Raw genomic sequence first — 18,239 nt, forward strand, 5'->3', positions numbered from 1 at the left:
GAGGCCCGTCTGTCGTCTGCGGACCGTTGCCGCTGCGCGGAGCGGGGTCCCCTACCCGCCCTTCCACCGTTCCCGCCTCAAACGCCGGCGAGGCTGGAGGTACCCACCGGCACCTGAACGCCCACACCGGCAAAATCCAGCCCCGCCGGCGTTTGAGGCGCGGGGGTCCGGGGGCTGGCCCCCGGCAACGCACCCGCACACGAACAACTACGCCCCGCAAATTCCAGCCCCGCCGGCGGTTGAGGCGGGTCAGGACAGCGGGAGCCCAGGGGCGGGGTGGGCGGACATGAGGGTGGTGACCTCCGACCGGATGACGGTCAGCGCGGCTTCGTCCGAGGCGGCGGCCGCGTCCACCGCGCGGGAGATCCAGTCCGCGACCACCGGCATGTGCGCGGCGGTGAGCCCGCGCGAGGTCAGGGACGGGGTGCCGATGCGGATCCCGGACGGGTCGAACGGCTTGCGCGGGTCGAACGGGACCGTGTTGTAGTTCACGACGATCCCGGCCCGGTCCAGCGCCTTGGCCGCGACCTTCCCCGGCACCCCCCGCGAGGTGAGGTCCATCAGGATCAGGTGGTTGTCGGTGCCGCCCGAGACGAGGTCGAAGCCCCGGCCCAGCAGGGCCTGCGCCAGCGCCTTGGCGTTGGCGACGACCGCGTGGGCGTAGGCGGTGAAGGACGGCTGAGCCGCCTCGTGGAGGGCTACCGCGATGCCGGCGGTCGTCTGGTTGTGGGGGCCGCCCTGGAGGCCCGGGAAGACCGCCTTGTCGATGGCCTTCGCGTGCTCCTCGCGGCACATCAGCATCGCGCCGCGCGGCCCGCGCAGGGTCTTGTGGGTGGTCGTGGAGATCACGTCGACGTGATCGGCCGGGGAGGGGTGCGCCCCGCCGGCGATGAGGCCGGCGATGTGGGCGACGTCCGCGACGAGGATCGACCCGGCTTCGGCGGCGATCGACGCGAAGGCCTCGAAGTCGATGGTGCGCGGCAGGGCCGTACCGCCGCAGAAGAGGATCTTCGGGCGTTCCTTGAGGGCCAGGTCGCGGACCTCGTCGTAGTCGATGCGGCCGTCGTCGGCGCGGACGCCGTACTGGACGCCCCGGAACCAGGAGCCCGTCGCCGAGACGCCCCAGCCGTGGGTGAGGTGCCCGCCCATCGGCAGGGCCATGCCCATGACGGTGTCGCCGGGCTTCGCGAAGGCCAGGTAGACGGCGAGGTTCGCCGGGGAGCCGGAGTACGGCTGGACGTTCGCGTGGTCCACCCCGAACAGGCCCTTGGCCCGTTCGACCGCGAGCGCCTCGACGCGGTCGATGTTCTGCTGGCCCTCGTAGTAGCGGCGGCCCGGGTAGCCCTCGCTGTACTTGTTCTGCAGCACCGTGCCGGAGGCTTCGAGCACGGCCGCGGACACGTAGTTCTCACTGGGGATCAGCCGCAGCGTCTCCGCCTGGAGGGTCTCCTCCGCCGTGACGAAGGACGCCAGTTCGGGGTCGGTGGAGAGCAGGGCGGGGTGACGGTGGTTCGCGCTCATGGCGGTTCCTCCGGGGTCGATGTCAGTTCTCGTCCCCGCGAGGCCCAGGCGAGCGGCCCTGTGTGCGGTCCTGCGCGCACGACTCCCCCGGAGTTGGTTCTCCGTACGCCAGTCGCCGTGCGTACCGCACACCTTAGCGGGCGCGTCGCGCGGAAGGTTTCTCCGCCCACGATCCGAGCGACGATAGGAAGGACGCCACCCACGTCACACGACGATCGGAGACCCCGTGTCGAGAACTGCTGCTGCCATCCGCTCCGCCGACGAACACAGTGCGCACAACTACCATCCCCTCCCGATCGTCGTGGCCTCGGCGGAGGGCGCGTGGATGACGGACGTGGAGGGCCGCCGGTACCTCGACATGCTCGCCGGGTACTCGGCGCTCAACTTCGGGCACGGCAACCGCCGCCTGATCGACGCGGCCCGCGCCCAGCTGGAGCGGGTCACCCTCACCTCGCGCGCCTTCCACCACGACCGCTTCGCCGACTTCTGCACCGAACTGGCCGCGCTGTGCGGCAAGGACATGGTGCTGCCGATGAACACGGGCGCGGAGGCCGTGGAGACGGCGGTGAAGACGGCGCGCAAGTGGGGTTACGAGGTCAAGGGCGTCCCGGACGGGCACGCCAAGATCGTGGTCGCCGCCGACAACTTCCACGGCCGGACCACCACCATCGTGTCGTTCTCCACGGACCACGACGCCCGCGACCACTTCGGGCCGTACACCCCCGGCTTCGAGATCGTCCCGTACGGGGACCTCACCGCCCTCGCCCACGCCGTCACCGAGAACACCGTGGCCGTGCTGCTGGAGCCGATCCAGGGCGAGGCGGGGGTGCTGGTGCCGCCCGCCGGATACCTGGCGGGCGTACGGGAACTGACGCGCGAGCGGAACGTCCTGTTCATGGCGGACGAGATCCAGTCGGGCCTGGGCCGCACCGGGAAGACCTTCGCGTGCGAGCACGAGGAGGTCGTGCCGGACGTGTACATCCTCGGCAAGGCGCTCGGCGGCGGCGTGGTGCCGGTGTCGGCGGTGGTCGCCGACCGGGACGTCCTCGGGGTGTTCCGGCCCGGCGAGCACGGCTCCACCTTCGGCGGGAACCCCCTCGCCTGCGCGGTCGCCCTGGAGGTGATCGCGATGCTGCGCTCCGGCGAGTACCAGCAGCGGGCCACCGAGCTGGGCGACCACCTGCACCGGGAGCTGAACCTGCTGGTCGGCGGGGGCGCGGTGACCGCCGTACGCGGCCGCGGGCTGTGGGCGGGCGTGGACATCGACCCGGCGCGCGGCACGGGCCGGGAGATCTCCGAGAAGCTGATGGAACTGGGGGTGCTGGTGAAGGACACCCACGGGTCGACGATCCGGATCGCGCCGCCGCTGGTGATCAGCAAGGAGGACCTGGACTGGGGCCTGGACCAGCTGCGGTCCGTCCTCGCCGGCTGACGGGAGGGGCGGGGGCCCCGCGCCGGTGGCGCGGGGCCCCTAAGCCGCTTAGAGGATGACGTGGGGCAGGAAGCGGGCGTACTCGTCGGTGACCGGGCCCGCCGATTCGCGGATGCCGAGTCCGGCCGCCTCCTCCTCGACCACCCAGGCGCCGAGCACCACGCGGTTGCCGTCGAAGTCGGGCAGCGGGGCGAGGGCCTGGAAGACGTACGTCTCCCCCTCCTCCGGGGTGAAGGGCTCGCCGGCCTCGCCGTCCTCGCCGGCCCCGTGCAGGGTGACCCCGGCGCCCTCGCGGCCCAGCAGGGGCTTGGCCGCGTAGCCGCTCGCGCCCGGACCGGCCAGTTCGCGCGGGCCGTCGAGGTAGGCGGGCAGCAGGTTCGGGTGGTCCGGGAAGAGTTCCCACAGGATCGCCAGCAGCGCCTTGTTGGCGAGCAGCATCTTCCACAGCGGTTCGATCCAGGCGGTGGTGCCGGAGCCGCCGCCGTGGTCGTAGGTGCCCAGGACCTGCGGGCCGAACTCGTCGGTGGCCAGCCACTCCCACGGGTAGAGCTTGAAGCAGCTGCGGATGAAGCGGAGCTTCTCGTCGACGAACCGGCCGGAGAGGCTGTCCCAGCCGATCTGCTCCACCGACATGGCGTGCGTCTCCAGGCCGGCCTGTTCGGCGGTCTCCTGGAGGTACGCGACCGTCATCAGGTCCTCGCCGAGCTCGTCCGTCTCGGAGTGCGCGAAGTGCAGCGGGCCGGGCGGGAGCAGCTCCGCCTGGCGGCGCCAGGCCTCGACGAGCCGCTCGTGGAGGGAGTTCCACTGGTCGGCGCCGGGGAAGCGCTCCTCCATCCAGAACCACTGCGGGCTCGCCGCCTCCACGAGGGAGGTGGGCGTGTCGGCGTTGTACTCCAGCAGCTTGGCGGGGCTGTCCGGGCCCTCGTAGCGCAGGTCGAAACGGCCGTAGAGGGAGGGCTGTTCGGCGCGGCGGCGCCAGGACTCGGCGATGAGCGCGGCGAGCTTCGGGTCGGTGATGCCGAGGTCGGCGAAGCGGTCGTGCTCGACGATGTGCGCGGCGGCGGCCAGGCACATGGCGTGCAGTTCCTCGACGACGTCCTCCAGCGCCTCGACCTCGGGGAGGGTGAAGGAGTAGTAGGCGCTCTCGTCCCAGTAGGGGCGCAGGGAGTCGTCGGGGTAGCGGGTGAGGGGGTAGATCAGTCCCTGCTCCTCGACGGTCTTCTGCCAGTCGGGGCGGGGCTCGATGGTGTGCCGCTGCATGGGTTCCGGTTTCCTCAGCCGCCGGAGGAGCCGGAGCTGCTGTGGCCGCCGATGCCGCCGCGGGTGACGGCGGACTTGTCGAAGCTGCCGCCGGTCACCTTGCCCTTGGTGACGGAACCGCCGTAGTAGTACGAGCCGGTGCCGCCGCTCTTGCACTCCTTCATGTTCAGGTGGTCGAGGGAGGAGCGGGACGCGCAGCGCTTGTCGGGCTCGTCGCTGCTGCCGCAGGCCACGAGGGTGGCGGCGAGCAGGCCCATGCCGCCGAGGGCGACCGCGCCGGAGCGCATACGGCGTCGGGTGGTGGCTGTGGTGCGGGTGGTGCCGGTGCTGCTGTCGTCCATGGCTGGTTTCGCTCCCCCTGGGTGGCGTGCTGCCGACAGACTAGAGCGGGGGCCCCGGGGTTTGGAATCCGGCCACCGTCACGCCCTTGTCACGGCCGTGACGGGGCTACGGGCCCTAGAGTCGATCCGTGTTGATTGGGATGGTTTGCGCACTCGGTGCGGCGGTCTGCTTCGGTACGGCCTCCGTGCTCCAGGCGGTGGCGGCGCGGGCGGCCGAGCCGGGGACCGGCTCGGGAGTGGACACCGCGCTGTTCCTGCGGGCGCTGCGGCAGTGGCGCTACCTCGCGGGGCTCGGGCTGGACGGCATCGGCTTCGTCCTCCAGATCATCGCCCTGCGGCACATCCCCATCTACGCGGTGGGGGCCGCGCTGGCCGCGAGCCTCGCGGTGACGGCGGTGGTCGCGGCGCGGCTGCTACGGGTACGGCTGTCGCGGCTGGAGTGGGGCGCGGTCTGGGTGGTGTGCGCGGGGCTGCTGATGCTCGGGCTGGCCTCCGGGGAGGAGGGCTCCGGGACGGGGTCGCTCGCGCTGAAGCTGGGACTGCTGGGGGTGGCGGGGCTGGTGCTGGTCGTGGGCGCGGCGGCCGGGCGGCTCCTGGGGCGCTCCCGCGCGCTGGTACTCGGCCTGGCCGCCGGGACGGGCTTCGGGGTGGTGGAGGTGGCCGTACGGCTCATCGACTCCGTCTCGGTGGCGGAACTGCGCAACCCGGCGCTGTACGCGCTGCTGCTGGGCGGGGCGGCGGGGTTCCTGCTGCTCACCTCCGCGCTGCAGCGGGGGTCCGTCACGGCGGCTACCGCCGGGATGGTGCTGGGCGAGACGGTCGGCCCGGCCGTCGTCGGCGTGGCGTGGCTCGGGGACCGGACGCGGGAGGGGCTGGGGTGGCTGGCGATCCTCGGCTTCGCCGTTGCCCTGGCCGGGTCCCTGGCCCTGTCCCGCTTCGGCGAGCCTTCCTCTTCTTGACGCGCCGCTCGCGCGGTGCGGCCCTGGCGGGCCTTACCGGCTTCGCGCCGCTGCGCCGGACTCCGTCCGGCGGTGGGCCGGGCGGGGCCGGTTCGGGTGACCGGGCCCGTCTGTCGTCTGCGGACCGTTGCCCGCTACGCGGGGCGGGGTCCCCTACCCACCCTTCCACCGTTCCCGCCTCAAACGCCGGCGAGGCTGGATGGGCGTGCCTCACTACACGGCGCTCCGCGCCCGCGCCTCAAGCGCCGGCGGGGCTGGGAGTGGACCTGCACCCGAACGGCTACGCCGGCCAAAATCCAGCCCCGCCGGCGTTTGAGGCGCGGGGGTCCGGGGGCTGGCCCCCGGCAACGGGCCCGCACCCGACCAGCGACCCCGGCCAAACCCAGCCCCGCCGGCGTTTGAGGCGCGGGGGTCCGGGGGCTGGCCCCCGGCAACGGACCCGCAGACGGATGGCTGCGCCGGCCCGCATCCAGCCCCGCCGGCGATTGAGGCGGGGGTCAGGGGAGGGTCGACGTCAGGGCCGTCAGGGTGGGGGTCCAGGTGCTCGGGGGTGGGGTGCCGTAGCCGACGACCAGGGCTTCGCGCGGCGGCATCGTCGACGCCGGGTGGCGGTACCGCGCGAGCCCCTCCAGCGCCAGGTCCTGCCACGCGGCGGCCTGGATCACCGACCGCTCCGTCCCGGCCGGAAGGTCCAGCACCGCGTGCAGCCCCGCCGCGATCCCGGACACGGGCACGCGTCCGGCCAGCGCGGCCACGAGTTCGTCCCGGCGGCGCCGGTACCGCAGGCGCATGCCGCGCACGTGCCGGTCGTAGGCCCCGGAGGTGAGGAACTCGGCGAGGGTCAGCTGTTCGACCGCGCTGGACGTCCAGTCGATCCGGCCCTTCGCCTCCAGTACCTCGTCCACGAGGTCCGGCGGAAGCACCATCCAGCCCATCCGCAGCCCGGGGGCGAGGGATTTGCTGGCCGTGCCGAGGTAGACCACGCGGTCGGGGTCCAGGCCCTGGAGCGCGCCGACGGGCTGGCGGTCGTAGCGGAACTCCCCGTCGTAGTCGTCCTCCAGGATCAGGCCGCCCGAGCTGCGCGCCCAGTCCACCGCCGCCGCCCGCCGCTGCGGCGTCAGCGCCACGCCGGTCGGGAACTGGTGCGCCGGCGTCAGCAGCACCGCGCCCGTGCGGGGGCCGAGCGCGGCCAGGTCGCCGGTGCGGGCCCCGGCCTCGTCCAGCGGGAGCGGGCGGGTCCGCAGTCCGGCCCCTTCCAGCAGCTGCCGGTGGATGTCGAGGCCGTACCCCTCGACCGCGACCTCCCGCACCCGGCGCCCCTTCAGGACCTGCCCGAGCAGGGTCAGCGCGTGCACGAAGCCGGCGCACAGCACGATCCGGTCGGGGTCGGTGTACACCCCGCGCGCCCGGGCCAGGTACCCGGCGAGCGCCTCGCGCAGTTCCACCCGGCCGCGCGCGTCCACGGCGTACCCGAAGGCCGCGTCGGGGGCGACGGCCAGGGCCCGGCGGGCGGCCGTGAGCCAGGCGGTGCGCGGGAAGCCGCTCAGGTCGGGGGTGCCGGGCACCAGGCTGTACGCGGGGCCCCGCCGGGCGGGCCGGTGCGCGCGGGCGGTCCCGGCGGGGCGGCGCGGGCGGGCCCGTTCGGCGACCCGGGTGCCGGAGCCCTGCCGGGCCGTCAGCCAGCCTTCGGCGACGAGTTCGGCGTACGCCTCGGCGACGGTGTTGCGGGCGATGCCCAGGTCGGCGGCGAAGGACCGCGAGGACGGCAGTCTGGTCCCGGGCGTCAGCCGCCCGCTGCGCGCGGCCTCCCGCAGGGCCTCGGTGAGCGCGGCCCGCAGCCCGCGGGTGCCCGCCGCGGCCGTGAGGTCCAGGTGCAGGTCGGCGCCGAAAGTGGCCCAAGATCCGGTCATGGACATGGACCATAACGGTGGGCCGCCCTGTTCCTAGGGTGGAGTCATGAGCAACCACACCCACACCCCCGACGGACTCGCCGCCGAACACGCCCCCCGCATGCAGATGGCCAAGCTGGCCCCCGAGTTCTACAAGGCCGTCATCGGCATGGAGATCGCCGCGAAGAAGGGCCTGGACCCGGCGCTCGTCGAGCTCGTCAAGATCCGCGCCTCGCAGATCAACCACTGCGCCTTCTGCCTGGACATGCACACCAAGGACGCCCTCGCGGCGGGCGAGAGCGTCGAGCGGATCGTGCTGCTCGGCGCCTGGGAGGAGTCGCGGCACTTCTACACCGAGAAGGAGCTCGCGGCGATCGAGCTGACGGAGGCCGTCACCGTCCTGACGGACGGCTTCGTGCCCGACGAGGTCTACGAGCGGGCGGCGAAGCAGTTCGAGGAGCGCGAGCTGGCGCAGCTGATCGCCGTCATCGCGACGATCAACGTCTGGAACCGCATCGGCGTCACCACCCGCAGTACCCCGGGGCACTACACCCCGGGGATGTACAAGCAGGGCTGAGCCCCCCGCCCCCGCTCACTCGGGGCGGAAGGTTTCCACCGCCGCCGTCAGGTTCGTGCGGGTGACCGTGCTGTCGGCGGCGGGACCGGCCGCCAGCAGCGCCCAGCGCGTGCCGTCGGCGGTGGGGACGATCCGTTCCATGCCGCGGCGTCGGCCGTGGGACTCGGCGCTGTCGTACTCGTAGACCAGCTCGCAGGCCCCGTCGGGAACCGGGGCGAGGAAGACCTCCCGGTAGGCGGGGGTCCCGTCGGAGAGGCGCTGCGAGGACAGGCGCAGCAGCTCGCAGGAGCCCGTCGACGCGGACTCCGTGATCCGGAAGATCTGGATCAGCGCGCTGCGGTCGCCCGGCCGGCGGTAGAAGGTTCCGTTGCCGGTCTCGTCGTAGCTGCGCTCCCAGCCGGTGGGGACGGCGACGGAGAAGCCGTCGCTACGGACCACCGTGTGGCCGGGGCCGGCGGAGGGGCTCGCGGAGGCGCTGGGGCTGCCGGAGGGCGCGGCGGAGCCCGTACCCGTGCTCGGGACCGGTCCCGGTCCCTGGCCCGACGGGGCCGCCGAGGCGGACGGCGGCTGCGCGGCCGGGGCCGGGGTGTCCTTGCCGCCGAGCAGCATCCAGGCCGCGACGGCGCCCCCGCCGACGACGGCCGCGACGAGCCCCACGAGCAGCGGGGTCCGCCACTCCTGCCGCCCGCCGGGGCCGCCCGGGCCGGGCGGCGGCGGGGGCGGAGGCGGGGTCGGCTCCGGGGGCCACGCGTCGTAGCCGTACGGGGACGGCGGAGTCGGCGGCAGGGGCGGCAGCGGGCCCGGCTGCGGACCGGACTGCGGGCCCGGCTGCGGACCGGACTGCGGGCCCGGCTGCGGACCGGACTGCGGGCCCGGCTGCGGCGCCGGCGGGTGCCATTCCCAGCGCTGCGACTGCGGGTTCCAGCGGGCGCCGTCGGGCGAGGACACCGGTCAGCCCCCCAGCGAGGACAGCAGCCCGGCCAGGGCGGTGGCCGCGCCCACCGTCTCCACCAGCGGGGCCCAGCGCGTCAGCGCCCCGCGCAGCCGCGCGGGCAGGCCGGCCCGGATCTCCTCGGCCCCCTCCAGTTCCGCGTCGGCCTCGTCGAGTTCGGCGTCGAGGGCGGTGCGCCCGTCGCTGCGGGGCAGCCGCAGGAGGGCGGCACGCAGGTCGCGTACGGCCTCCAGCAGCTCCTCGGGACCGGGCGCGGGCGTCCCCGTACCGCCGTGGTGGACGGTGTTGGTGTGTCCGGTGCCGCCGATGCTGAAGGCGCTGCCGCTGACCTCGCCGATCGACACCGAGGGCTCGTCTCCGTCAGTGACCACTGCCGCTCCCCCTGTTGCTCGAACCGCCGCCGGCGGTGTTGTGGTGTCCGGAGCCGCCGACGCTGAAGGCGCTGTCGTTCACGGACTGGATGAAGACCCCGCCGGCGGCGACGGTGACCGCGCGCTGCGCGAACTCCTCGGTGTACCAGCCGGCGTCGTGCAGGGCGACGGTAACGCCCCGGACCACCCGGTCCTGAATGGTTTTCAGGTACCGGTCGATGTCCATGAGGTGGAAGAGCGAGCCGTTGTCCTCGGCTGCGATCTCCCGTACCGACAGACCCGGCCCCTCCGGGCGGGCGCCGCCGTGGCCGCCGGTCGCGATCCGCCACCAGCTGGCGGCGCCCCGGGCGAGGGTGACGACGGAGCCGGAGACCGAGGAGGGGGTGGCCGCGACGGCCTCGGCGGCCTTGCCGAGCCAGTTGTTGTTCAGGTGGCGCTGGGCGTCGGCGTCGGCGTTGTGGAAGGTGGTCCGTACGGGCAGCAGCAGGTGCGGGGCGACTTCCAGCATCAGCATGTGGCCCTGGGTGTGGACCCGGACGAAGACGGTGACGCCGAGGTTCTCGTCCCAGCCGCCGACGCGGACGCGCAGGAAGTACCGGCGGCGCTCGCCGCCCTCCTCGATCGCGCCGGCCAGGTGCTCGGCGAAGTGCGCCTCGGACAGCGGCGCCCCGTCGCGGTGCGGCAGTCCGCCCGCCGGGAGGAACACGCACTGGTCGACGACCAGGGCGCGCAGCCGGTCCAGTACGGCGTCCGCGGCCTGCGGGGAGCCGTGCGGGGACGGGACGCGCAGGTCGTGCAGGAACGGCTCGATGCGCCGCACGATGTCGGCGTTGGTGAGGGGGTCGGGCGTGCGGCCGGGGGCGAGGTCCTCGCGGGGGCGCAGTTCGACGGACAGGTGCCAGGGCCGGTACGCCTCCCCCGACCCGGTGAAGGGGTCGTTGATGTTGTACATGATCAGCGGGGAGTGCTGTTCGCGCCGGATGCGGCCGCTCACCCGGGCGAAGCGGGCGCCCTGGGAGCTCTCGGCGGGGTCGCCCTCCCGCTGGGCGTAGCGGGCCTCGGAGAGGTCGGTGGAGATGATGCGGGCGGCGTGTCCGCGCTGGAGTCCGACGGCGGTGACGACGGCGGCGTACACGGCGGGCACCCACCACACGAGCGCCCGGTCGGCGAGCGTCGGGGAGGAGCCGGAGGAACCGGAGGATCCGTAGTCGTCGTATCCGCCGTAGCCCGAGCCGCTCGAGCCGCTCGAGTCGTCGAGGAGGGAGACGCCGGGGAGGAGGAAGGAGCCGAGGTTGCCCAGTCCGCGCAGGGAGCCGGCCACGGCCACCCAGAAGCCGACGAAGACGACGATCAGCAGCCACCAGGCGTAGATCCGGACGATCAGCGACAGGAAGCGCAGCAGCAGTGCCTCCCGCGCCTTGAGCCATCTGCCGAGGCTCAGGAGCAGGAAGGGGGCGACGACCAGGACGAGGATGCCGCCGGTCAGGACGAAGCCGACGAACCAGGCGCCGAGGACTCCGGCGGCCCAGGCGAGTTCGACGCGGCGGGCGCGCAGGGCGTGGGCGAGGACGCGGGTGGCGTCGAACCCGTAGGAGGGGGCGGCGATCCGCTCCTCGTGGACGAAGAGTTCGTCGATGACCTGGTCGCGGTAGGTGGCGTCGAGGTAGGTGCCCGCGCACAGGAACCGGCCTGCGTCGCTGGTCTGCGGATTCACGGGGGGCCGGCCGTGGAGCGGGTCCGGCCCGCCGCCTCCGCCGGTGGACTGAGGGGGGATCAGGGGCTCGGTCACCGGCCGACCTTATTTTCCACCTACATCATTCGACAGGTGTAAACCCGCCAAAGCGCCCCTGCCTGGTTTGGCAGGGGCGCAAAGGCGTTCGCAGAGATCAGGCGATCCGATCAGACGGTCGGATCAGGTGATCAGATCAGGCCGAGCTCGCGGACCGCGTCGCGCTCCTCGACGAGCTCCGCCACCGACGCGTCGATGCGCGTACGGGAGAACTCGTTGATGTCCAGGCCCTGGACGATCTCGTACTTGCCGTCCTTGGTGGTGACGGGGAAGGAGGAGATGATGCCCTCCGGGACGCCGTAGGAGCCGTCCGACGGGATGCCCATCGAGGTCCAGTCGCCCGCGGCGGTGCCGTTGACCCAGGTGTGCACGTGGTCGATGGCGGCGTTGGCGGCCGAGGCGGCCGAGGACGCGCCACGGGCCTCGATGATCGCGGCGCCGCGCTTGGCGACGGTCGGGATGAAGGTGTCGGCCAGCCACAGCTCGTCGCCCACGACCTCGGCGGCGTTCTTGCCGGCGATCTCCGCGTGGAAGATGTCCGGGTACTGGGTCGCCGAGTGGTTGCCCCAGATGGTGAGGCGCTTGATGTCGGAGACGGCGGCACCGGTCTTGGCGGCCAGCTGCGAGATCGCGCGGTTGTGGTCCAGGCGGGTCATCGCGGTGAAGCGGTCGGCCGGTACGTCCGGGGCGGCGGCCTGCGCGATGAGCGCGTTGGTGTTGGCCGGGTTGCCCACGACCAGGACCTTGATGTCGTCCGCGGCGTGGTCGTTGATGGCCTTGCCCTGCGGCTTGAAGATGCCGCCGTTCGCGGCGAGCAGGTCACCGCGCTCCATGCCCTTGGTACGCGGGCGGGCGCCCACGAGCAGCGCGACGTTGGCGCCCTCGAAGCCCTTGTTCGGGTCGTCGAAGATGTCGATGCCGGCGAGCAGCGGGAAGGCGCAGTCGTCGAGCTCCATGGCGGTGCCCGCGGCGGCGTTCATGCCCTGGGGGATCTCCAGGAGGCGCAGCCTGACCGGCACGTCCGCGCCGAGCAGGTGGCCGGACGCGATGCGGAAGAGCAGGGCGTAGCCGATCTGGCCGGCGGCGCCGGTCACGGTGACATTCACGGGAGTGCGGGTCATGGCCTTCTCCGTTAGACAGCTGGCGGTGGGGCGTACCCGCCCCATGTGCTGAATCCCGTGCGCCGGGACCCGTGTTCCGGGCCCGGGATGCCGGGAGGACGCCGCTTCCCTGTCCTGTGAATCTTGACGTGAAGAGACATCCGCGGTCAGGCTATCCGACCCGCGGGGCCCCGCACCCCCCGGTCCCTGTGGTCCGTCGCACACGGACCCCCCGGATCGAAGGTTCCGCCGCTCCCGCGGCCCTGTTCCGCACGGAAGACCTCACCCGTCCGGCGGCCCCACGGATCTGACGCCGACGTCGCCCGCCGGGCGGGTACGGGGACCCGCCCGGCGGTCGCGGCGGCGCGGGGCGATCTGCCGGAGCTCAGCGGACGGTGAAGCGGACCGCGCTCTCCAGGAAGGGGACCTCCAGCCACGGCTTGGGCTCCATCACCAGCGCGAGCAGCGTGATCGCCACGCCCAGCACCCCGTACGTGAGCATGTCCGTGAAGCGGGAGCGCACCGCGAGCATCCCCACCGAGGGCAGCAGCCGCCGCAGTACCGCCGCCGCGATCAGCGCGACCCCGATGATCAGGCAGCCGACCCGCGGGTGCCCCATAGCCGTGGCCAGCAGCCCCGCCGCGGTGGCGGCGAGGACGCTGAGCATCGGCCACTGGCGGGCGGGCGCGGAGACGGCCCCCGGGATGGCCCGGCCGCCGCCCTCGGGGCGGGCCGTGTCCTGGGTGACGGACGGGAAGCGCCGGGACTTCGCGGCGGCCCGCGGCCCGGCGGCGGTGGCTGCGGCTGCGGCTCCTACGGCTGGGGCTGCGGCCGTCGCGGCTTCCGGCTCCTCCGGCACCCGGGCGGCGGGCTTCGCGGGGGCTTCCGTACCGTCGGTGCCGCCCGTACCGCCCGCCTCCCCGGTGCCCGGGCCCGGTTCAGCCCGCACTGGTGGTCCGTTCCGCCGCCTCGACGACGTTCACCAGCAGCTGAGCCCGGGTCATCGGGCCCACACCGCCCGGGTTCGGGGACATCCAGCCCGCCACCTCGGCGACGCCCGGGTGGACGTCCCCGACGATCTTGCCGTTCTCGTCGCGGCTGACGCCGACGTCGAGCACGGCCGCGCCCGGCTTCACGTCCTCCGGCTTCACCAGGTGCGGGACGCCGGCCGCCGCGACGACGATGTCCGCCTGGCGCAGCAGCCCGGACAGGTCACGCGTACCGGTGTGGCACAGGGTCACGGTGGCGTTCTCGGACTTGCGGGTGAGCAGCAGGCCGATGGACCGGCCGACGGTGATGCCCCGGCCGAGGACGACGACGTGCGCGCCGTTGATCTGGACGTCGTGGTGGCGCAGCAGCTCGACGATCCCGTACGGGGTGCAGGGCAGCGGGCCCGGCTCGTTCAGGACCAGCTTGCCCAGCGACATGGGGTGCAGGCCGTCCGCGTCCTTGGCGGGGTCCATCAGTTCCAGGACGCGGTTGGTGTCGATGCCCTTGGGGAGCGGGAGTTGGACGATGTAGCCGGTGCAGTCGGGGTTCGCGTTCAGCTCCCGCACGACCTCCTCGATGTCCTCCTGGGAGGCGGTGGCGGGCAGTTCGCGCTGGATGGAGGCGATGCCGACCTCGGCGCAGTCCTTGTGCTTGCCGTTGACGTACCAGCGGCTGCCCGGATCGTCGCCGACCAGCAGGGTGCCGAGACCCGGGGTGATGCCCCGGGCCTTCAGCGCCGCCACTCGGACGGTCAGTTCGGACTTGATCGCGGCTGCGGTGGCCTTGCCATCGAGAATCTGGGCGGTCATGCGGGCATCCTCCCGGATGGAGCGGCCCCGGTTCCAGTCGGGTGGACACCGGGCCGGACGGTTGATTGCACTTGCACAACAAGTGTGGCGCGCCCCGTGAACCGGCTGGACAATCCCGGTCCGTCCGGACCACGATGACCGCACAGCACGATGTCGGAAAGAGTGCCGCGGGCAGTGCCGGGGGGCGGACCGCATAACGCAGGTGTCCTCCACGCCTGCCGTGCGTCCCCGCACTTCACGGAGGAAACACCCAGATGAGCTTCGGCGACCCGAACAACCCTTACGGGCAGCAGCCGCAGGCCCCGCAGGGCCAGCCCGGTTACGGCTACCCGCAGCAGGCCCCGCAGGGCGTCCCGGCCCAGGGCGGCTACGGCTACCCGGCCGGCGCGGCGCAGGCGTACCCGGGTGGCTACCCGGGCGGCCCGGTCACGATGCCGGGCGGGGTGAAGGCTGCGCGCGTCATGCTCTGGGTGATCGCCGGTCTCCAGGTCATCGGCATCGGCGTCCTCTTCGCGGCGATCGCGCTGATCCAGAAGCTGAAGGACGAGCCGGAACTCCAGGGCAACGCCCAGTTCGAGGACATGGCCAAGCTCGGCTCCGGCGTGCTGTACGCGCTGATCGCCCTGGCCGTGGTCTACATGATCGCGTCCATCGTGCTGGCGATCCAGATGGGCAAGGGCGGCAACGGTGCCCGTATCGGCACCATCGTGTACGCCTCGCTCGGCCTCGTGCTGAGCCTGTACCCGTTCTTCCCGCTCAGCCTGGTGCACCTGGTCCTGCTGATCCTGATCATCGTCTTCGTGGCGAAGTCGGACGGCGCAGCCTGGTTCAACCGCCAGCGCTGACCCGCTGACGGCAGTACCTACGCGAAGGCCGCGTCCCGCAGTGCGGGACGCGGCCTTCGCCGTGTTCGGGGCCCGTCAGTGGAAGAAGTGGCGGGTACCGGTGAAGTACATCGTCACGCCGGCCTTCTTCGCGGCCTCGACGACCTGCTCGTCACGGACCGAACCGCCCGGCTGGACGACGGCCTTGATGCCCGCGCCGGTCAGGATCTCCAGCCCGTCCGGGAAGGGGAAGAACGCGTCGGAGGCGGCGTACGAGCCCTGCGCGCGCTCGGCGCCCGCCCGCTCGACGGCCAGCTTCGCCGAGTCCACGCGGTTGACCTGGCCCATGCCGACGCCGACCGAGGCGCCGTCCTTGGCGAGCAGGATCGCGTTGGACTTCACGGCGCGGCAGGCCTTCCACGCGAAGGCGAGCTCGGCCAGCTCCTCGGCCGACAGCGCGTCGCCGGTGGCGAGGGTCCAGTTGGCCGGGTCGTCGCCCTCGGCCTGGAACAGGTCGCTCTGCTGGAGCAGCGCGCCGCCGCTGACGGGCTTGAGGTCGCCCGGCTGGTGCGGGGTGCCGTCCACCTTCAGGACGCGGATGTTCTTCTTCTTGGCCAGCACCTCCAGGGCGCCGTCCTCGTAGGCCGGGGCCGCGATGACCTCGGTGAAGATCTCCGCGACCTGCTCGGCCATGGCCACGGTCACCGGGCGGTTGACGGCGATGACGCCGCCGAAGGCCGACAGCGGGTCGCAGGCGTGCGCCTTACGGTGCGCGGCGGCGACGTCGGAGTCCACGGCGATCCCGCACGGGTTGGCGTGCTTGATGATCGCGACGCAGGGCTCTTCGTGGTCGTAGGCGGCCCGGCGGGCGGCCTCGGTGTCCACGTAGTTGTTGAAGGACATTTCCTTGCCGTGCAGCTGCTCGGCGTTGGCGATGCCGCCCGGCTGGCCGTCGGTGTAGAGGGCGGCGGCCTGGTGCGGGTTCTCGCCGTAGCGCAGGATCGACTTGCGCTCCCAGGCTCCGGCCAGGAACTCGGGCAGCGCGCCCTCCTCGCCCTCCGGGGCGTACGCGTTCGTGAACCAGGAGGCCACGGCGACGTCGTACGCGGCGGTGTGCTGGAAGGCCTCGGCCGCGAGCCGCTTGCGGGCCGTCAGGTCGAAGCCGCCGCCCTGGGCGGCCGCGATCACGTCGGCGTAGCGGGCGGGGCTGGTGACGACCGCGACCGAGGGGTGGTTCTTGGCGGCGGCGCGGACCATCGACGGGCCGCCGATGTCGATCTGCTCCACGCACTCGTCCGGGGTGGCACCCGACTGGACGGTCGCGAGGAAGGGGTACAGGTTGACGATCACCAGGTCGAAGGGCTCGACGCCCAGCTCGGCGAGCTGGTTGCGGTGGTCCTCCAGGCGCAGGTCGGCGAGGATGCCGGCGTGCACGCGCGGGTGGAGGGTCTTGACGCGTCCGTCGAGGCACTCGGGGAAGCCGGTGAGCTCCTCGACCTTGGTGACGGGCACACCGGCCGCCGCGATCCTGGAGGCGGTGGACCCGGTGGAGACGAGCGCGACGCCCGCCTCGTGCAGGCCGCGGGCCAGCTCTTCCAGTCCCGTCTTGTCGTAGACGCTGACGAGCGCACGACGGATCGGCCGCTGGGTGGTGGTCTCTACGGCGGTCACTGGATTGTTACCTTTCGTCCCTCAATGCGGTAGCCGTGCCGGGCCAGGCGCCCCACGACGTCGACGAGCAGCTGGCGCTCGACTTCCTTGATGCGCTCATGGAGCGCGGCCTCGTCCTCCCCGTCCCGGATCTCGACCACACCCTGGGCGATGATCGGACCGGTGTCCACGCCGCCGTCCACGAAGTGGACCGTGCAGCCGGTGACCTTCGCCCCGTACGCGAGGGCGTCGCGCACCCCGTGCGCGCCGGGGAAGGCCGGGAGGAGGGCGGGGTGGGTGTTGATGAACCGGCCGCCGAAGCCGTCGATGAAGCTCTTGCCGACGATCTTCATGAAGCCGGCGGAGACGACGAGGTCCGGCGCGTGCGCGGCAGTGGCCGCGGTCAGCGCCGCGTCCCACTCCTCACGGCTCCCGTAGGCCTTGACCGGGCACACGAAGGTCGGGATGCCCGCCTTCTCCGCCCTTTCGAGGCCGGCGATGTTCTCGCGGTCGGCCCCCACGGCGACCACTTCCGCGCCGAAGCCCTCGGCTCCGCCGGGGTGCGCGTCGATGGCGTCGAGCAGGGCCTGGAGGTTGGTGCCGGAGCCGGAGACCAGCACGACCAGGCGGGAGGCGGGCATGGAGGGGCCCTTTCTTACGGGAATGCCGTTGTTCGTCTTGTGTGATCGCATGAAACTTCGGGGTACCGATATACGGGGAACCATACGAAGCCACCGACCGCCTGCAACGATACCGGCACACCGGACCGCCCCCGAGGGACGGGGGGACGGCCGGGCGGTAGCGTCTGGCGTACAAGCCGCACACGACGCGGTACGCGCCGCCGCACGACCGGCGCGCGCCGTGCCCACGAGAGCAGGGGAAGTAACGCACCCGATGCCGGACCGCCGTCAGCCCGACCCCTCGACCGACGACAACCCCTTCGCGGCGCCGCCGGAGGACCGGCCCGACCAGCCGTGGCAGCCCCGGCAGCCGCAGCAGCCCCAGGGCGGCGGCCCCGGCCCGTCGGAGCCCGGCGGCCCCGAGGGGCCGGCCCGGTGGGACCCGATGGACCCGCTCCAGCGGCGGGCGCGGTACGCGCTGCTGGCGGGCATGTGGGGCTTCTTCTTCGGGATCTTCGGCATCCCCTCGGTGGGGCTGCTGCTGGGCGCGCTCGCGATGTACTGGGGCATCAGCGCCCTCCGTGGCCGCCCGGCCACCGAGGCCGACCCGGCCACGGGCACCCCGCCCGGCCCCGGCGGCCTGGCCGCCCTCGGCCCGGCGGCCCGCCCGCAGCGCGCGGCGGCGATCAGCGGCCTGGTCACGGCCTCACTGGCCCTCCTCCTGGCGGGCACCTCGTACGCGGTACAGCTGACGTACAAGGACTTCTACGTCTGCCGCGAGGACGCCCTGACCCGCACGGCGGAACTCCAGTGCAACGACCTCCTCCCGGACAACTTCCTGGGCAAGATCCTCAAGGTCCAGCGCTAACCCACTCAAGCCAAAACCCAGCCCCGTCGGCCCCATCCAGCCCCGCCGCCTCCATCCAGCCCCGTCGGCCCCATCCAGCCCCGCCGGCGTTTGAGGCGCGGGGGTCCGGGGGCTGGCCCCCGGCAACGGCGCCGCACCCGAACGGCTACGCCCGCCCAAACCCAGCCCCGCCGGCGTTTGAGGCGCGGGGGTCCGGGGCGGAGCCCCAGGGTCTTTCAGCCCCGCCGGCGATTGAGGCGCGGGGTCCGGGGCGGAGCCCCAGGGTCTTTCAGCCCCGCCGGCGATTG

Annotated in this window: 17 protein-coding genes and 1 riboswitch; of the genes, 5 read left to right on the plus strand and 12 right to left on the minus strand. The window is 73.1% G+C overall.

The window, feature by feature from the left end:
* Positions 1 to 249: 249 nt before the first annotated feature.
* Positions 250 to 1,521, minus strand: coding sequence for a serine hydroxymethyltransferase (glyA, locus tag OOK31_RS13330; RefSeq protein WP_267012664.1), 1,272 nt, complete (start codon positions 1,519 to 1,521; stop codon positions 250 to 252).
* A gap of 35 nt (positions 1,522 to 1,556) precedes the next feature.
* Positions 1,557 to 1,647: riboswitch (ZMP/ZTP riboswitch) on the minus strand.
* Positions 1,648 to 1,747: 100 nt separating this feature from the next.
* On the opposite strand from glyA, the gene rocD reads away from it, so the two are divergent.
* Positions 1,748 to 2,953 carry an ornithine--oxo-acid transaminase gene (gene rocD, locus OOK31_RS13335; protein WP_267012665.1) on the plus strand — a complete coding sequence of 402 codons (1,206 nt, stop codon included), beginning with the start codon at positions 1,748 to 1,750 and terminating at the stop codon, positions 2,951 to 2,953.
* 48 nt (positions 2,954 to 3,001) lie between these two features.
* Here the strand turns inward: rocD and OOK31_RS13340 are convergent, their stop codons facing one another.
* Positions 3,002 to 4,213 (minus strand): glutathionylspermidine synthase family protein, encoded by a 1,212-nt coding sequence (locus OOK31_RS13340; RefSeq protein ID WP_267012666.1) that lies wholly within the window; start codon positions 4,211 to 4,213, stop codon positions 3,002 to 3,004.
* A 14-nt stretch (positions 4,214 to 4,227) separates the two neighbouring features.
* Positions 4,228 to 4,554: a hypothetical protein gene (locus tag OOK31_RS13345; protein ID WP_267012667.1), complete on the minus strand. Its 327-nt coding sequence runs from the start codon at positions 4,552 to 4,554 to the stop codon at positions 4,228 to 4,230.
* Between the two features lie 140 nt (positions 4,555 to 4,694).
* Here OOK31_RS13345 and OOK31_RS13350 point away from each other — a divergent pair, with 140 nt between their 5' ends.
* A complete protein-coding gene (locus tag OOK31_RS13350; protein ID WP_267012877.1) occupies positions 4,695 to 5,513 on the plus strand; it encodes a hypothetical protein in 819 nt (272 codons plus the stop codon).
* 497 nt (positions 5,514 to 6,010) lie between these two features.
* Here the strand turns inward: OOK31_RS13350 and OOK31_RS13355 are convergent, their stop codons facing one another.
* Positions 6,011 to 7,423, minus strand: a complete 1,413-nt coding sequence (locus OOK31_RS13355; protein ID WP_267012668.1) for a PLP-dependent aminotransferase family protein — start codon at positions 7,421 to 7,423, stop codon at positions 6,011 to 6,013.
* A gap of 46 nt (positions 7,424 to 7,469) precedes the next feature.
* Here OOK31_RS13355 and OOK31_RS13360 point away from each other — a divergent pair, with 46 nt between their 5' ends.
* On the plus strand, positions 7,470 to 7,979 hold the full coding sequence (locus OOK31_RS13360; protein ID WP_267012669.1) for a carboxymuconolactone decarboxylase family protein: 510 nt from the start codon (positions 7,470 to 7,472) through the stop codon (positions 7,977 to 7,979).
* Between the two features lie 15 nt (positions 7,980 to 7,994).
* On the opposite strand, the gene OOK31_RS13365 is transcribed toward OOK31_RS13360, so the two are convergent.
* The 6 genes from OOK31_RS13365 to OOK31_RS13390 all read right to left on the minus strand — a co-directional run bounded on the left by OOK31_RS13365 (position 7,995) and on the right by OOK31_RS13390 (position 13,990).
* Complete coding sequence (locus OOK31_RS13365; protein WP_267012670.1) at positions 7,995 to 8,927, minus strand: hypothetical protein; 933 nt, start codon at positions 8,925 to 8,927, stop codon at positions 7,995 to 7,997.
* 3 nt (positions 8,928 to 8,930) lie between these two features.
* Complete coding sequence (locus OOK31_RS13370; protein ID WP_267012671.1) at positions 8,931 to 9,302, minus strand: hypothetical protein; 372 nt, start codon at positions 9,300 to 9,302, stop codon at positions 8,931 to 8,933.
* On the minus strand, positions 9,292 to 11,091 hold the full coding sequence (locus OOK31_RS13375) for a hypothetical protein (RefSeq protein ID WP_267012672.1): 1,800 nt from the start codon (positions 11,089 to 11,091) through the stop codon (positions 9,292 to 9,294). Before OOK31_RS13375 ends, OOK31_RS13370 begins: the two co-directional genes overlap by 11 nt.
* Positions 11,092 to 11,222: 131 nt before the next feature.
* Positions 11,223 to 12,212: a malate dehydrogenase gene (locus OOK31_RS13380; protein ID WP_267012673.1), complete on the minus strand. Its 990-nt coding sequence runs from the start codon at positions 12,210 to 12,212 to the stop codon at positions 11,223 to 11,225.
* 364 nt (positions 12,213 to 12,576) lie between these two features.
* Positions 12,577 to 13,140, minus strand: coding sequence for a DUF3017 domain-containing protein (locus tag OOK31_RS13385; protein WP_267012674.1), 564 nt, complete (start codon positions 13,138 to 13,140; stop codon positions 12,577 to 12,579).
* Positions 13,130 to 13,990, minus strand: coding sequence for a bifunctional methylenetetrahydrofolate dehydrogenase/methenyltetrahydrofolate cyclohydrolase (locus OOK31_RS13390; RefSeq protein WP_267012676.1), 861 nt, complete (start codon positions 13,988 to 13,990; stop codon positions 13,130 to 13,132). The genes OOK31_RS13385 and OOK31_RS13390 overlap by 11 nt, the downstream gene beginning before the upstream one ends.
* Before the next feature lie 254 nt (positions 13,991 to 14,244).
* Between OOK31_RS13390 and OOK31_RS13395 the strand changes: the two genes are divergently transcribed.
* Complete coding sequence (locus OOK31_RS13395) at positions 14,245 to 14,835, plus strand: hypothetical protein (RefSeq protein WP_267012677.1); 591 nt, start codon at positions 14,245 to 14,247, stop codon at positions 14,833 to 14,835.
* 75 nt (positions 14,836 to 14,910) lie between these two features.
* On the opposite strand, the gene purH is transcribed toward OOK31_RS13395, so the two are convergent.
* On the minus strand, positions 14,911 to 16,485 hold the full coding sequence (gene purH / locus OOK31_RS13400; protein ID WP_267012678.1) for a bifunctional phosphoribosylaminoimidazolecarboxamide formyltransferase/IMP cyclohydrolase: 1,575 nt from the start codon (positions 16,483 to 16,485) through the stop codon (positions 14,911 to 14,913).
* A complete protein-coding gene (gene purN, locus OOK31_RS13405) occupies positions 16,482 to 17,105 on the minus strand; it encodes a phosphoribosylglycinamide formyltransferase (protein WP_267012679.1) in 624 nt (207 codons plus the stop codon). Before purN ends, purH begins: the two co-directional genes overlap by 4 nt.
* Before the next feature lie 253 nt (positions 17,106 to 17,358).
* Here purN and OOK31_RS13410 point away from each other — a divergent pair, with 253 nt between their 5' ends.
* Positions 17,359 to 17,952 (plus strand): hypothetical protein, encoded by a 594-nt coding sequence (locus tag OOK31_RS13410; RefSeq protein ID WP_267012680.1) that lies wholly within the window; start codon positions 17,359 to 17,361, stop codon positions 17,950 to 17,952.
* Positions 17,953 to 18,239 lie beyond the last annotated feature (287 nt).

Origin of the sequence: Streptomyces sp. NBC_00249, assembly GCF_026342355.1 — a bacterium.
Lineage (GTDB): Bacteria > Actinomycetota > Actinomycetes > Streptomycetales > Streptomycetaceae > Streptomyces.